General features: G+C 58.8%; 13 protein-coding genes. 5 read left to right on the top strand and 8 right to left on the bottom strand.

Going from position 1 to position 15,581, the window contains the following annotated elements:
• The 4 genes from SMC3_RS01255 to SMC3_RS01240 form a co-directional block, all read left to right on the top strand.
• On the top strand, positions 1-780 hold a 780-nt coding region (locus SMC3_RS01255), incomplete at its 5' end, for a sensor histidine kinase (protein ID WP_207799604.1).
• A 2-nt stretch (positions 781-782) separates the two neighbouring features.
• Complete coding sequence (locus SMC3_RS01250; RefSeq protein WP_119086867.1) at positions 783-1,226, top strand: response regulator; 444 nt, start codon at positions 783-785, stop codon at positions 1,224-1,226.
• 148 nt (positions 1,227-1,374) lie between these two features.
• Positions 1,375-1,818, top strand: a complete 444-nt coding sequence (locus SMC3_RS01245) for a response regulator (protein ID WP_119086866.1) — start codon at positions 1,375-1,377, stop codon at positions 1,816-1,818.
• 14 nt (positions 1,819-1,832) lie between these two features.
• Positions 1,833-4,904, top strand: a complete 3,072-nt coding sequence (locus tag SMC3_RS01240) for a PAS domain S-box protein (protein WP_119089729.1) — start codon at positions 1,833-1,835, stop codon at positions 4,902-4,904.
• Positions 4,905-4,986: 82 nt separating this feature from the next.
• Here the strand turns inward: SMC3_RS01240 and SMC3_RS01235 are convergent, their stop codons facing one another.
• From SMC3_RS01235 to SMC3_RS01220, 4 genes are all read right to left on the bottom strand, one after another.
• Complete coding sequence (locus SMC3_RS01235; protein WP_119086864.1) at positions 4,987-6,243, bottom strand: glycosyltransferase family 2 protein; 1,257 nt, start codon at positions 6,241-6,243, stop codon at positions 4,987-4,989.
• Positions 6,244-6,461: 218 nt separating this feature from the next.
• Complete coding sequence (locus SMC3_RS09670; RefSeq protein WP_119086872.1) at positions 6,462-8,471, bottom strand: ABC transporter ATP-binding protein; 2,010 nt, start codon at positions 8,469-8,471, stop codon at positions 6,462-6,464.
• An 872-nt stretch (positions 8,472-9,343) separates the two neighbouring features.
• Positions 9,344-11,071 carry an ABC transporter ATP-binding protein gene (locus tag SMC3_RS01225; protein ID WP_119086871.1) on the bottom strand — a complete coding sequence of 576 codons (1,728 nt, stop codon included), beginning with the start codon at positions 11,069-11,071 and terminating at the stop codon, positions 9,344-9,346.
• Between the two features lie 24 nt (positions 11,072-11,095).
• A complete protein-coding gene (locus SMC3_RS01220) occupies positions 11,096-11,710 on the bottom strand; it encodes a TetR/AcrR family transcriptional regulator (RefSeq protein ID WP_119086863.1) in 615 nt (204 codons plus the stop codon).
• A gap of 225 nt (positions 11,711-11,935) precedes the next feature.
• Between SMC3_RS01220 and SMC3_RS01215 the strand changes: the two genes are divergently transcribed.
• A complete protein-coding gene (locus tag SMC3_RS01215; RefSeq protein WP_119086870.1) occupies positions 11,936-12,505 on the top strand; it encodes a nitroreductase family protein in 570 nt (189 codons plus the stop codon).
• Between the two features lie 100 nt (positions 12,506-12,605).
• On the opposite strand, the gene SMC3_RS01210 is transcribed toward SMC3_RS01215, so the two are convergent.
• The 4 genes from SMC3_RS01210 to SMC3_RS01195 all read right to left on the bottom strand — a co-directional run bounded on the left by SMC3_RS01210 (position 12,606) and on the right by SMC3_RS01195 (position 15,324).
• Positions 12,606-12,989, bottom strand: coding sequence for a carbonic anhydrase (locus SMC3_RS01210; RefSeq protein WP_119086862.1), 384 nt, complete (start codon positions 12,987-12,989; stop codon positions 12,606-12,608).
• Positions 12,990-13,018: 29 nt separating this feature from the next.
• Entirely contained in the window at positions 13,019-13,585 is a 567-nt protein-coding gene (locus SMC3_RS01205) for a phage replication initiation protein, NGO0469 family (protein ID WP_119086861.1), read from the bottom strand.
• A 134-nt stretch (positions 13,586-13,719) separates the two neighbouring features.
• On the bottom strand, positions 13,720-14,160 hold the full coding sequence (locus tag SMC3_RS01200) for a hypothetical protein (RefSeq protein ID WP_119086860.1): 441 nt from the start codon (positions 14,158-14,160) through the stop codon (positions 13,720-13,722).
• 57 nt (positions 14,161-14,217) lie between these two features.
• Positions 14,218-15,324, bottom strand: a complete 1,107-nt coding sequence (locus SMC3_RS01195) for an aminotransferase class V-fold PLP-dependent enzyme (RefSeq protein WP_119086859.1) — start codon at positions 15,322-15,324, stop codon at positions 14,218-14,220.
• Positions 15,325-15,581 lie beyond the last annotated feature (257 nt).

Below are 15,581 nucleotides of genomic sequence, written 5' to 3'. Positions count from 1 at the left end.
CTGATCGGCACGGACAACACCGCACGCAAACGTCTGGAGGAACGGGTACGCCACAGGACTGCCGAACTCGAAGCCACCAACAAGGAACTGGAGGCGTTCAGCTACTCCGTCTCACATGACCTGCGCGACCCGCTGCGCAGTATCGACGGGTTCAGTCAGGCATTCCTCGAGGACTTTGGCCCCCTTGTCCCGCCAGAGGGGCGCGAGGACCTGCAACGCGTCCGGCACGCCACTCAACGTATGGGACAGCTCATCGACGACATGCTGTTGCTGTCACGGGTAACTCGCAGGGAGATGCACATGGAGGCGACCGACATGAGTGCGCTGGCAGCCGAAGTGGCCGAGGAACTGGTGCGGGACAACCCGCAGCGAGACGTCCAGTTGAGCATCGAGCCGGGCATGACCGCGACGGGCGATCCTCAGCTGCTGCGCATCGTGTTGGTCAACCTGCTGGGCAATGCCTGGAAGTTCACCTCCAGGCGTGAGCACGCACACGTCAGCGTGGGGACCGTGCGTGACCCGGAGCATGGCCCCGCGTTCTTCGTGCACGATGATGGAGCGGGATTCGACCTCCAGTACAAGGACAAGCTGTTCGTGGCCTTTCAGCGCCTGCACGGGCAAGACGAGTTCCCTGGAACCGGCATCGGACTGGCGACGGTTCTGCGGGTAGCCCGCCGCCATGGCGGTGACGTGTGGGCCGAGGGCGAGATCGACCGGGGAGCAACGTTCTACTTTACGATTCCAGACCTGCACGCATTCATTCCAACCAAGGAGGAATAACCATGAGTGGCAAGATCATCCTGCTGGTCGAGGACAATCCCGACGATGTCACCCTTACGTTGCGGGCGCTCAAGAAGAACAACATCGCCAACGAGGTCGTCGTCGCGGGCGATGGTGCGGAGGCCCTGGAATACCTGATGGCCACCGGTAAGTATGCGAAACGTGCCATCGCCGACCTGCCCGAGGTCGTCCTGCTGGACCTGAAGCTGCCAAAGGTGGGCGGGCTCGAGGTGCTTCGCGCCATACGGGCGGACCCGCGGACACAGATGCTGCCCGTGGTCATCCTGACCTCATCCACCGAGGAGCGAGACATCATCGCCAGCTACCAACTGGGAGCCAACAGCTACATCCGCAAGCCCGTCGACTTCGACCAGTTTGTGGATGCCATACGGCAACTCGGCCTGTACTGGCTGGTGCTGAACCAGGCCCCGCCGGCCAATCACTGATGTCGCCAGATCCTATGACACGCCTGCCCTGCGCATCGTCCTCATCGAAGACAACCCCGACGACGCCCTGCTGGTCGACCGGGGAGCAACAATTCTACTTTACGATTCCAGACCTGCATGTATCCTATCCTGTCAAGGGGGAACAACCATGAGTGACAAGTTCATCCTGCTGGTCGAGGACAATCCCGACGACGTCGCCCTTACGTTGCGCGCGCTCAGGAAGAACAATATCGCCAACGAGGTCGTCGTCGCGCTCGACGGTGCGGAAGCCATGGAGTACGTGACGGGCACCGGCAGGCATGAGGGGCCTGCCACCACCGATCGGCCCGAGGTTATCCTGCTCGACCTGAAGCTGCCGAAGCTGGGAGGGCTCGAGGTCCTGCGTGCCATTCGGGCGGATCCGCGAACACGGCTGCTGCCCGTGGTGGTTCTGACTTCATCTGCTGAGGAGGCGGACGTCATCGCCAGCTACGACTTTGGAGCCAACAGTTTCATCCACAAGCCCGTCGACTTCGACCAGTTCGTGGAAGCCATACGGCAACTCGGCCTGTACTGGCTGGTGCTGAACCAGACACCGCAGGTCCATCGCTGATACCAGGCCACCCTATGAAATCTGCCCTGCGCATCATCATCATCGAAGACAACCCCGACGACGCTCTGCTGGTCACCCGCGAAGTGGAGCATGCCGGCTACGTCGTGCAGGCACAGCGTGTCCAGACGGCCGAAGAGTTGCGGGACACGCTGGCGCAGGGAACCTGGGACCTGGTGTTGGCCGACTACAGCCTGCCGCACTTCTCAGCCACTGAGGGACTGGCCATCCTGTGGGAGACCGGGCTGGACGTGCCGTTCATCATCGTGTCGGGCAGTATCGGCGAGGAAGTGATGGCCCAGTTGATGAAGGATGGCGCCGCCGACTACGTGATGAAAGACCACCTGCCGCGGCTGGGTCCCGTCGTCAAACGGGAGCTGCGCGACACGGACGAGCGTCGCCGCAAGCGCGACACCGAGCGGGCACTGGTTGAAAGCGAGAAACGTTATCGCCTCCTGGTTGAAAGCCAGACCGACCTCATCGTCAAGACCGACCCGGAGGGACGCCTCCTCTACGCCAGCCCCACCTACTGCGCACTGTTTGGCAAGAACCCGCAGGAACTGACAACCTTAAGCTACCAGCCACTGGTATATCCCGACGACCTCCCATCCGTCGAGCACACCGTCGCCGACTTGTTTCATCCACCCCACTCCTACCACTATGAGGAACGCGCGATGACCGTGGGCGGCTGGCGATGGGTCGAATGGGCCACCCGCGCCGAACTGGACAGCCAGGGCAATGTCGTCGCCCTCATCGGCTCGGGCCGCGACATCACCGACCGCAAGCAGATCGAGGAGAAGCTGGCTGTATCTGAGTTCGATCTGCAGCAGGCGCAGGCCGTGGCACACGTCGGCAGCTGGCGCTGGGACATAGCCCATGACGAGTTCGCCTGGTCGGATGAGATGTGCCGCATCTTCGGGATTGCTCCGCATACGTTCACCGGGTCCGTGCAGGACGTCATCGCACATGCCATCCACCCTGACGACCGAGCCCGCATCGAGGAGTCAAACAGAGCCATTATCGAGGATCACAACCCGCAGCCCCTCGAGTACCGCATCGTGTGGCCCGACGGCTCCGTTCGTACTGTCTGGGTGAAACCGGGGGAGATGACCCTGGACGACAAGGGCCACGTCTCCTCCTTGACAGGGGTTGTCCTCGACATCACCGAACGCAAGCAGGCGGAGGAGCGGCTCGCACACGAAGGCGACCTGTTGCGCCTGACGGGCGAGATGGCCCACGTTGGCGGTTGGGAATTCGATGTCGCGACTGGCGAGGGAACATGGACGGATGAGGTCGCCCTCATTCACGGGCTGGACCCCGCCGCTCCGACCAACGCCGGCCTGGGAGTGAGCTTCTACGTCGACGAATCGCGGGCCAGAATCGAAACCGCCATCAAGCAGGCTGTGGAACATGGAACTCCATATGACCTCGAACTGGAGATCCGTGCAGCAAACGGCGAGCACAAATGGGTGAGAACGAGAGGAGTTCCGGTCCAGAAACAGGGAAAGACGGTCCAACTCCGTGGAACCTTCCAGGACATCACCGAGCGCAAGCAGGCGGAGGAGGCTCTTGCATCATCCCTGTCTCTGCTCAAGGCCACTATGGAATCGACAGCCGATGGAATCCTCGTGGTGGACCTGGACGGACGCATTACATTATGGAATCACAAATTCTCCGACATGTGGCAAATCCCGGAAGCACTCCTGTCCAAGCATCTTGACGAACTAGCACTCAACTATGTTCTCCAGCAGATGGCTCAGCCGGAGACGTTTTTGGCCAAAGTCAGAGAACTGTATGGACAACCGGAAGAATCGAGTAATGATCAGCTCGTTCTTGCAGACGGACGCATTTTCGAGCGCTACTCCCAACCCCAAAGAATCGGCGATGAGGTCGTGGGTCGTGTGTGGTCCTTCTCCGACATCACCGAGCGCAAGCAGGCAGAGACTCAACTCCGTCAGTCCCAGAAGATGGAAGCCATCGGGGAACTGGCAGGAGGGGTGGCGCACGACTTCAACAACCTGCTGACCGGCATCCTGGGCAACATCGCACTCATGCGCAGCACCCTGCCCTCGGCAGATCCATTGCTGGAGAACCTGAACGCAGCCGAGACCTGCGCCCGTCAGGCTGCCAACCTCACGAAAGGACTGCTGACCTTCAGCCGCAGCGCCGTGGTCCTGCCGGTACCCACGAAAATCGCTGACGCCCTCGACGCGACCCTGGTACTGCTGAAGCAGTCCCTGCCGGCCACCATGGAGATCATCCGTGACTACGAGCTGACGGCGTGGAACGTCCTGGTGGACCAGTCACAGATCACACAGATCCTGCTCAACCTCGCGGTGAACGCACGTGATGCCATGAAGGGCAAGGGGACGCTGACGATACGAAGGAGGAACGAGGTTGTGGAAGAGGACTACGTCCAGACTCATCCGTTTGCACGCACAGGGGAGTTTGTCCACCTGAGTGTCACAGACACCGGTCCGGGGATTCCACCAGTAATCCTGGAGCATCTCTTCGAGCCCTTCCATACGACCAAGCCGGCGGGGTCCGGCACGGGGCTGGGACTCTCCATCGTCTACGGTGCCGTCAAGCAGGCCGGCGGCTGGATCACGGCAGTATCCACGAAAGGTGTCGGGGTGACCTTTGATATCTACCTGCCGCGCTGCCTGGAAGAACCCATGCAGTCCTTCGCTCCCAGTCCCCTCTCTGAGAACGCATGCAGGGGAATGATCCTGGTCGTCGAAGATGAGCCGGTCGTGCGTTCGGTCGCTCAGGCGTTCCTTTCGAAGAGCGGTTGTACAATATTGACAGCTGTCGACGGTGCCTCAGCCATCGACATCTTCAAGGACCAGCGTGCCAACGTCGGGCTGGTTTTTCTGGACATGACCATGCCGGGCATGACCACCGACGAAATCGTGCAGGCCATCCGGGCCCTGGACCGGAAGGTTCCCATCCTGCTGAACTCCGGGTATACCTCCAACGACACCGTCAAGCGCATGTTGGCCGAGAGGACCGTGCAGGGATTCCTGGGCAAACCGTACGAACTGCATGAGTTGCTGGACACCGTCGATCAGCTGATGAAACGGACCTGAGCAGGATGCCTGCGGTGGAACGGGTGCGACCGTTCCCGGACGGGTCCCCGGGTATTTCTATGCTGCCAACCGGGTATCGCCGCTACTTGCTGGGGATTGCGGCCTGCTTGTGGATGGTGTGAAACCAGGTCTGGTCGTTCCGCGTGAAGAAGGCGATGAAATCGAGCGGGACCCATGTCAACCCGTACACGGCGAACATAAACACGCCCCACCAGTATTTTGGTTTGACCTTCTCGAGCAGCAGAGCAGCGACCAGCATCGGAGGAGCAAACCACTCGAGCGCAAACAGGGCGACCCAGACCCAGGGGAGCACGATGCCGGCCGACGCCCACGCGGGTACCGCCATATGCCCAAAGTGAATGACAATATTGGCGAGCATCAGGAGATAGGAGAAGACCATCCAGATCGGCTGTGAGATGTAGACCAGGATATCGAATGCCGCCATGTCGAACCGGGTGAAAAAGCGCTTCCACAGAGGCCCGGTATAGCGGAAGCCCAGCTGGAAGTGGCCCCGCATCCAGCGCATGCGTTGGTTCCACGAGGCTCGCATGGTGAGGGGCTTCTCGTCGTAGACGTGCGCATCCCACGCCCAGGTCGGGCGAACGCCTCGCAGGACGCACTTCATGGTGAACTCCAAGTCCTCGGTGATGGAATGAGGGTTCCAGCCGATCTCGTCGATGAGCGACATGGCCATACAGGAACCCGTTCCACCCAGCATGGCGGCAAGCCCGATGTTGCTGCGGGCAAGGTCCCAGAAACGGTTGGTGTACCAGTACCCGATGGCATACGACAGCGAGATCCAAGTGTCTCCCGGGTTTTTCATATCGAGATACCCCTGGACGGCGCGGTACCCGGCCTGCGCGTAGCGATCGACCTCGCGCAGGAAGTTGGCACTGACCAGATTGTCCGCGTCGAACATCGCCATCATGTCATACGACTTGGCCGTGGACTTGATGCACGCGAGGAGCCAGCCAATGGCATGTCCCTTGCCGATGAAGACCGCATCCGTGCGTTCATAGACAATGGCTCCGTGCGCACGGGCCACATCGGCGGTCTCGTCGGTACAGTTGTCCGCGACGACATAGATATCGAAGAGCTCACGTGGATACTCCTGCCGAGTCAGCGAATCCAGCACGTCGCTGATGACGTGCGCCTCGTTGTGCGCCGCAACGACCACAGCGAACCGCGTGGCAGGGTCCTTCAGCGGGGGTTTGCGCCTCTGCCAGAACCCAAACAGCGACATGACCGACTGGTATGCAGACAGGAGGAAGACACTGTCCTGCAAGACAGCCAGCAACGAGTAGCCAAGCTGTCGTATGATATCCGTTCCTGGATGCATTTCATCTTCTCCTGCACAGACAACGATCCTGCTTCTGCGTTCATGCCAGACGACCTTATATGATAGGCCGACAGCGCCTGACGTAAAGCAGGAAGATGATGAATGGGTTCCCGCCTTCGGGGGAACGACGGAAAGAGAACAATGAAACGACCCCGGCAATGAAGGCCGGGGTCGGTGATGTACTTCAGGTCAACGGCTGGATGAACTCAGACAGCCTCCTAGGTGATTGCCGCACCGGTGAACTGGCTGTTATAGAGATCGGCATAGAATCCGTGCTGTGCAAGCAGCTCCTTGTGGGTGCCCTGTTCAACGATCGCACCGTGGTTCATGACAAGGATGTGGTGCGCGTCTCTGATGGTCGAGAGACGGTGGGCGATGACGAAACTGGTCCTGCCGGTCATCAGCTGTGCCATTGCTTTCTGGATGCGTACTTCCGTTCTGGTATCGACGCTGCTTGTAGCTTCATCGAGAATCAGGACGGTTGGATTTGCCAGGACCACACGTGCGATGGTCAGCAGCTGCTTCTGACCAGCCGAGATATTGGAGGCCTCTTCATTGAGGACGGTATCGTATCCTTCGGGCAGACTCCTGATGAAGTGATCGGCATGCGCAGCCTTGGCGGCAGCCACGATCTCCTCCTCTGTAGCGTCGTCGCGTCCATAGGCAATATTCTCACGGATCGTGCCGTTGAAGAGCCAGGTATCCTGCAGGACCATACCAAACATGGTGCGCAGACTGCCCCGGCGTATCTTCCGGGTCTCGACACCATCGAACGTGATGGCACCCCCCTGGATGTCGTAGAAACGCATGAGCAGGTTGACAAGCGTCGTCTTGCCTGCTCCAGTCGGTCCGACGATGGCAACGGTATCGCCTTGCTTGACGTCAAGATTCATATCCGCGATCAGGGGTTCGGTCGGGCGATAACTGAACGCAACGTGGTCAAACGTTATGGCACCACGAGGTTCGGCGATGACGATCGCATCGTCCGCGTCGAGCTTCTCCTCGGGCTCGTCGAGCACGGTGAACACACGCTCGGCACACGCCATCGTCGACTGAATGACGTTGGCGATGCTCGCCGTCTGAATGATCGGCATCGAGAAGGACCTCGAATACTGGATGAATGCCGTGATGTCGCCCAGGTTGAGGAGATTCCTGGTGACATAGACACCTCCAAGGACCGCGATGAAGACATAGCCAAGGTTGCTGATGAAGTTCATCAGGGGGAACATGACGCCTGACATGAACTGAGCCTTCCATCCGGCCTGATACAGGTCATTGTTGACGGCCTCGAAGGTAGCGATCGATTCTTGTTCATGGCCAAACGCCTTGACCACATTGTGGCCAGTGTACATCTCCTCTGCGTGACTGCTGAGGCGACCCAGGTGCACCTGCTGTGCACGGTAGAACTTCTGCGATTTTCGCGCGATGAGTGCCGTTGTGAGGATGTATAGCGGCAGCGTGGCAAGCGTCACGATGGTCAGCTTCCCGCTGATCGTAAGCATCATGTAGATGTAGCCAAGAATCTGGAACACGGAAACGATGACCTGTGTGAGGCCCTGCTGAAGCGTGGTCGAGATCGTGTCCATGTCATTGGTCATGCGGCTCAGGATCTCGCCGTTGGAGTGCATGTCGTAGTAGCGGAGGGGCAGTGCCGCCAGCTTGTAGTCGAGTTCCTTTCGCATGTCATAGGTCGTCTTCTGGGCAACATCCGACATGATGTACTGCATGACAAAGGTGAGGAGCGCACTCAGCACATAGATAAGGAGAAGGAAGAGCAAGGTCTTCCCGATCGCGGGCAACGGTATGGTGCCACCGTTTTCCCGGATATCGGCGATGCCCCTGTCGAGGTCGGTCTGTGAGACGTTGATCGTCTGCTGCTGACCGGTCATCGGTAGTGTCTTGCCAAGATTGATGATGGTCAGGACGGTGTCGGCCTTCTTGTTGTTGTCCGTGATGCCGCTCACGACGGGCAGCGCTACGAACTCGCGCATGGCCACGAGCTGCTCCGGCGTCAACTTGGCAGTATCGAGGAAGCCCTTCTGCACCGCACTTGTTGCTGCATCTGCAGCCTTTGCCTGGGCATCGGCAAGAGCCTTCGCCATCGCCGGCTGCTGTTTCACAAACGCCGCATCGACCGCGGCTTTCGCCTGGGCAATCGCCTGCTTCAGAGCGGCAGCTTGCACCTGTGCTACGCCTTGTTTCTGGGCAGCGGCAAGCGCGACCTGCATCGCCGGCTGCTGTTTCACGAACGCGGCGTCGACCACGGCTTTCGCCTGGGAAATCGCCTGAGTCAGCGCGGCAGTGTCTACCTGAGCCTTGGCTGCCGCGGCCGCCTGCTTCTGGGCGGCATCGAGCGCCGCAGCGTACCCTGGGATACTCTCCAATGGTACACCCGGAAACTTCGCCGCAAACTGTGCATCGACCTGCTGCTTTGCAGCCGCCTCAGCTGCCGCCTCCGCCTGCTGTTCAGCCGTTATCAGCTCCTGTGGCGGATTCGTCGTCAGCGTCTGGGTTGCCTGTGCCTCGGCTTGCGTGTACGCCTGCTGCTTCTGGGTCGCCAGCGTGGCGTCAAACTGCTTCGTGACCGCTGCTTGCACCTGCTGTTCAGCCGCGACCAGCTCTTTCGGAGGATTGGTCGTAATGATCTTTGTTGCCTGTGCCTCGGCTTGCGTGTACGCCTGCTGCTTCTGGGTCGCCAGCGTGGCGTCAAACTGCTTCTTGACCGCTGCCTGGGCCTGCGTCACCGCTGCGTCCTGAGCGGTCTGCATCCCCTGCAGGACCTTCTGGATCTGAGGGACGCTCTGCTCCTGGGCCTTGGAGATCCCGCTGACCATGCTCTTTGCAACAAACCCGTTCATGAGCTGGTTCACGGCATTTCCACTGATCTTGGGGCCATACACGGCAAACGCAGTACTCGCGATGGCAAGCGCAAAGACTATCATCAGTTTGGCGGTTTGTGGTTTGAGATATTGCATAAGACGTCTGGTCGTGCCCCGGAAGTCCTTGGGCTTCTCTACCACCCCACGCAGACCGCGGGGGCCTCCACCCATAGGCCCAGGTCCACCGGTAGCTATCGGTCGCTCTTTTCTCGTATCATCGCTCATGCCAGTTCCTCCTCGGAGAGCTGCGAGTAAACGATCTCGCGGTAGACCTCACAGGTCTTCATCAGCTCCTTGTGCGTGCCGATACCGGCGACCTTGCCTTCATCCAGCACAATGATGCGGTCAGCATTCATGATGCTGCCCACTCGCTGGGCGACAATGATGACTGTTGCGTCGAGCGTCTCCTTCTTGAGTGCTGCCCTGAGGTTGGCGTCCGTCTTGAAGTCCAACGCCGAGAAGCTGTCGTCGAAGACGTAGATCTCCGGCCTGCGGACAAGGGCGCGCGCCATGGCAAGCCGCTGCTTCTGTCCTCCGGAAAGGTTCAGTCCGCCTTCGGAGAGCATCGTCGCGTACCCGTCCGGCAGCGTGGTGATGAACTCAGCCGCCTGTGCCACATCGGCGGCGTGTGCCACTTCCATGTCCGTGGCATCCTCCTTGCCGTAGCGGATGTTGTCGGCAACGGTGCCGGTGAAGAGGACGGCCTTCTGGGGCACGAAACCGATCCTGTGCCTCAGATCCTCCTGCGAAAGCTCCCGTACATCCACGCCGTCAACCAGGACCTTGCCACTGTCCACATCGTAGAACCGGGGGATGAGGCTGACCAGCGTGGTCTTTCCACTGCCGGTGCTGCCAATAATAGCTGTCGTCTCGCCGGGCTTTGCGTCGAAGCTGATGTTGCACAGGGCAGGCTCTTCGCCTCCGTCATAGCTGAAGGTGACGTCCTGGAAAGTCACATACCCCCGTTCTGTATTGGCCTGTAGTGTCTCAGCAGCATCCGTTATCTCGGGGTGCGTCTCGAGCACGGCCATGATGCGGTCGCTTGCCGCCACACTGCGTGGCAGCTGGATGAATAGCATGGTCAGCATGAGGATCGCTATCAGGATCTGAAGGGCGTACTGCATGAAGGCAAGCATCGGGCCCAGCGTCAGATTCCCGGTGGCGATGCGCTCGCTGCCGAACCAGATGATCGCGATCGTTACGCCGTTCATCACGAGCATCATGAGCGGCATCAGTCCCGCCATGATGCGGTTCACGCTGATATACGTATTGGTGACATCAGCGTTGGCCTTGTCAAAGCGCGCCTTTTCATGGTCGATCCGATCGAACGCACGGATGACGCGGATACCAATGAGGTTCTCGCGAACAACCTTCGTGATCTTGTCGATCTCGGTCTGAACTATGCCGAAGAGTGGTATAACCAGCCTCATCACGACCACGATCGCCACAGCGATGACCGGCAGAGCGACGTACAGGATCCGCGTCAGCTTGGGGTCTGCGGCATAGGCAAGGAATGCTGCGCCAACACTGGTGAAAAGTGCATTTGCGATCATGGTCAGGAACAGGACGGTGCTGGTCTGGACCTGGACGACGTCGTTTGTCGTCCTCGTGAGCAACGTCGACGCACCGAACTTGTCAAATTCGTGAAGGGAGAAATTTTCAACATGCGTGAAGATCTTGGAACGAAGGACCTTGCCCAGGCCCAGGGCTGACCGGGAAGCCATCAGGCTTGCCAGTACGGCACAGATCCCGCCCGCTGCTGAAATCAGCAGCATGATGCCTCCTTCCTTCCAGATGTAGCCGGTATCGCCAGCAATGATGCCCTTGTCGACTATGTTTGACATCAACGTGGGCAGCTCAAGGTTGGCCCTGACCGACAGGTACATGAGTGCCACACCGACAATAATGAGAATAGTGAACTGCTTCAGGTTCCGGTATATTTTGAACAGGTTACGCACGGTACCACCTCAATGTCAGGTTGTCGTCTGTGATGCAGGCTGGAATATTCGCATGAGTATTTCGGGGTCAGGCATTGTTTCTATGGTTCCGGAGACTTTCAGTGAGGCGAGGCCGAGGATTGCTGAAAAGAACGTTTGAACAAGCTCCGCAGGATCTCCCTGCGCTATCTGGCCCTTATGCTGTCCCTGTTCGATCACCTGGACCAGCATGTCGAACGGTCTCCCTGGGCCATGCGGGTGCTCGATTGGAAGAATGGGATACATACCACTCGTCATGGCCTCCATCATGAGAACAAAGAGGTATCCTGCCGATTGGTGCTGTCCAACGCTCTTGAAGATTTGCGCGACCAGGGCCCTCATCTTATCGATCGGCTCCCTATCGTCTGCTTTCACTTGCTCAATCATGCATCTCGAGGAATCGACTGCGTTCTTGACCAGCTCGGCATAGATCTCATCCTTCGACTGGAAGTAGTGATACATAAGCCCATAGCTGATCCCTGCTTCCGTCGCAATGTCACTCATTTTTGTGGCTGCGAAGCCTTTGTGTATGAAAACCTTCAACGCAGAAGCCAGGATCTGCTTCTGCCGATCGTCTTTGATCTGTACGTTTGCTTCTTCACTGCGAGGCATGCTTCACACAGCTCCTTTTGATTGACTTGTCAGTCAACGAAGAATCAGTGTATGCTGTATCGTATGAGAAACAACAGGTGAACTTCACAGTTATAACACGTGGAGATAGGCACGGTCCGGCGAGAATTTCACGGAAAAGCGTACAATGAGACTGCTCAGGACGCATGGGACAAACAGGCTGAAATTGACTTGGAGGCAAGAACGGATGATGAACAGGAGGCTGCCATGATGAAGGATCTGGTATTGAAGAACAGGAGTTACCGCAGATTCCACGAAGATGTAGAGGTAGATAGCCAGACGCTGAGGGAACTTGTCGACCTTGCAAGATTGTCCGCTTCTGCCGCGAACAAACAACCTCTGCGGTACATGCTTGCTTGCACCAAGGAGAAGAATGAACTGATATTCCCGACCCTTGCCTGGGCTGCATACCTCAAGGATTGGAGTGGACCGTCTGTCGGAGAGCGCCCTTCAGCATATATCGTCGTGCTTGCAGACAAGGAGATTTCTGCGAATTTCAACTGGGACGCCGGCATCTGCTCGCAAAGCATTCTCCTTGGAGCGACAGAACGAGGCCTTGGTGGCTGTATTATTGCTTCAGTCAACAAACCCAGTCTCAAACAGGCACTCAATATCCCCGACACGTATGAAATCGTGTTCGTTATAGCACTTGGCAAGCCAAAGGAGCACGTTGTCATTGAGCCTGTCCCTGCGGATGGAGACATCAAATACTGGAGAGATGCCGAAGAAACCCATCATGTCCCGAAGCGGTCCCTTGAGGATCTGATTATCGGCTAGCCTTTGGGGTCAGCTGGTAAAGGAACCATGAGTGGTACATCGTTCGGCTCAGCGGAGCAGAATATTGCGGGAGGACAGTGGGGCAACTACCTGTCCTCCGTCAGTCGACTCTGGTGACGTTCCAGTGATCGTTCACCCACAAGCCCAGAACTGTGCATTCGGGATACCAGGATTTCACTAGCTCTCTTGCTGCGAGGATGTCGTTCACCTGGACCTCTTTTCCGTTCGGGTTGCCTGCGCAGTCGTAGTGCCCGACAATCGCAATGACGTTCGAACCATGGTTCTTCACTGATATTTCGATCCTGCTTTTGATCGAGTCGATGGCGCCCTGATCGCTGTTGGCTGAGAGAACCCTGTTTGGACCGGCCTCGGTAATCAGGTCCACGAATTGTGCTGTGTACTCGTTTTTCATCCATGCGATGACAGGTTCCTGAACTCTCCCGTCCATACAGTTGATTGCCGTTACAAATTTGCCCGTATGCATCTCACATCACTCCTGTCCAGCGCAGGTTCTTACTCGTGGGTTTGCGTCTTGGCCGGCTCTTTATCTCCCTTGAATTCCCTGCTTTGCTGGATGAGATTCTTGACCCAGTCGGACAACTTGGCGTAGACCGCGTCTTCGCCATTGTTGATATCGTACAGGACCACAGGGTTGACGGCGTCGGGGACAACCATCCCCTCGGGGACACTCACCACACCCGCTATATATGCGTATGCCTTCTCGGCGTTCTCGCCGTGGAGGATTGAAAGCAGACAGGCGACGCCCAGCATGGAACCAAGGGCGAACCCATCGCGTTCTTCGTCGGCAGTGACAGGACGGCCAAGCCACGACTCCAGGTCCTTCCTCAGGCTGGCCTTGTCGTTGAGACTGAGGGTGTACGTCTTGGAGATGACGGAGGGACGTCCATCGTCCGTCAGGTCCGCGGGCAGTTCGAACTGAACCATGATCTTATTCGCCCATCTTCCGAACTTCTGAGAGTACTGCGTCCCCAGATCGATGATGCCGTAACAGCGTGCGACGTGCGTCCCGGCGGGGATGACGCCCTTCTCTCCAACCTCGTTCTTCGCAATCAGTCCCATGGTGCTCTCCTTTGCCGCCCTGCGGCTTGTCGGCCGAATCCGTGCTTCCAGAGACAAGTATAGGTGGCACCGCCCATACGACAAACCTGCCAATGTACCACTCAGGCCACAATGAGCAACTGACCCCAAAGGAGCTAGCGTGGCAAGATGAAGATGGACGTGCCCCGGACCTGAACCAGCACACTGGTGGTCGCCCCCGTGGCGTTGATCATCACGACGACCGTGTTCTTGCCGAAGAGGGCATTGCTGGACGTCTCGGTGGCGCCAGTGCCGGCGAGGGGGAACTCGGGGACATTCCAGTGTTCCGTCGCTCCAATGGCGAACGCGTTGCGGTAGAACTGCACGACGTCCTGGAAGGGAAGATCGGACTGAATGTGGACCTCGACAACACGCACCAGGTCGTCACTCCGCGCCGTCTTACAGGACGTGATGATACCGGGTACGATTGGGACGTCGCTGGGGAAGCCGACGGGAAGGGAGGTCCCAAAGTCGAACTCACGGAACACGAGCCTCGTGGTCAGGGTGAGCATAATCACCCCACACAGGATGATCAGCAACCAGCGCCTTGCCATCATCAGTCAACCTCCCCGGAAGGATTTCATCTCGTGGTACGTCGATGGGACCTGGCTCTGTTATGCCTGCAGGTGCAGTTCCTCCACGGCATGCCAGAAGTGCTGGAGATCGTCACGGCTAATGCCACCTGTATGCGCAACAACCAGACCTGTGGGGGTCATGCCCACGTCGACGCCTCGGCGCTCCAGCTCTGTGTGCAGGTCCTGGATGTCCACCCCTGACGGCGGCCTGAGAGCCGTCAGTGTCGCGGCCTCGTGTCCGGGTGGCGCCACGACACCGAACCCGTGGGCCGCAGCTTCCTCACGGAAGTCCCGGGCAATTGCATCACACCGGGCAAACCGTTCCGGCAGTCCCTCAGCATAGATGCGGTCCAGGGCGGCACGCAGCGCAAAGACGAGACTCGGCGGTACTTCGGCGCCGGTCGGTGAGGACCACCGGGACAGTTCGATGTAGAGTGGCGCAGCTGCGTCATGTCGCACCTTGCGTTCGTTCAGACGGCTGCTCACCGCTGCCAGCACGAGTCCCGAGCACCCACCCAGCGATGAGGCGCTGTCGGTAAACACAATGTCGGCTTGCCAGTCGTCCATGCGCTCGGCCATGCAGCCAGTCGCCCATGTCCCGTCCACGACCAGCAGCGTCTTCGGCGCAACCTCGCGGATGACCGCAGCATAGTCGTCAAGCGGAGCGACGATACCGCTGTCGGCGTCCACGTGGGACACGACGATGGTGGACGGACGTATGTCGGCCAAGCGCGCGCGCAGGAGCTGCAGGTCGACGCTGCCTTCTTCCTGAGCCCGCATGACGTCAGCGACGCGGCCACGGCGCGATACCACGTGGGCGATCCGATCGCACTGCGGGCCGTGTCCCAGGACAAGAACGACGGCACCCGGAGGTGACGCTGCGACGACCGCTACCTCCATGCCCAGGGATGCTGCTCCGGGAACGACAACGATGCCGGCCCGCTCGGTCCCGAACAGATGGGTCAGCTCATCGCGACACTCGGTATCTGCACACTCTACCTCGCTCCAGCTCTCGAACGACGTGGCGGACGCCCGCAGGACGTCTTCGGAAGTGTGTGCCTGTCCTGGGACCAGCAGGAGATGCCTACCCACCAGAGGCAGCTCGTTCCGCACGATGGAAGGTACCTGTCCCTGCTCTTCTATCATAATTGCCCTCCCTGTCTCAGTGTGCTATCTCGCATGCTGCACCCGGTGCGACCATATCCGCCACGATCCATCCAATGAGTATCATACTCGTGAAGCTCATGGCGGCAACACTTGGGCCATGCGAGGTGACTTCTTGCGCGTGGCCAGTGCGACTCTATAATAATAGTTAAGGGACGATACTCGAAAGAGAGACTCCACACTATCGAGCATAAGGGGGTTTTATGCAGACGCTGGTCGTGTACTACAGCAGAAGTGGA

The sequence above is a fragment of the Candidatus Cryosericum hinesii genome (assembly GCF_003570985.1).
In the GTDB taxonomy this organism is placed as follows: domain Bacteria; phylum Caldisericota; class Caldisericia; order Cryosericales; family Cryosericaceae; genus Cryosericum; species Cryosericum hinesii.
Note: the sequence above shows the minus strand (reverse complement) of the source record. Positions and strands in the feature narration are given on the sequence as shown.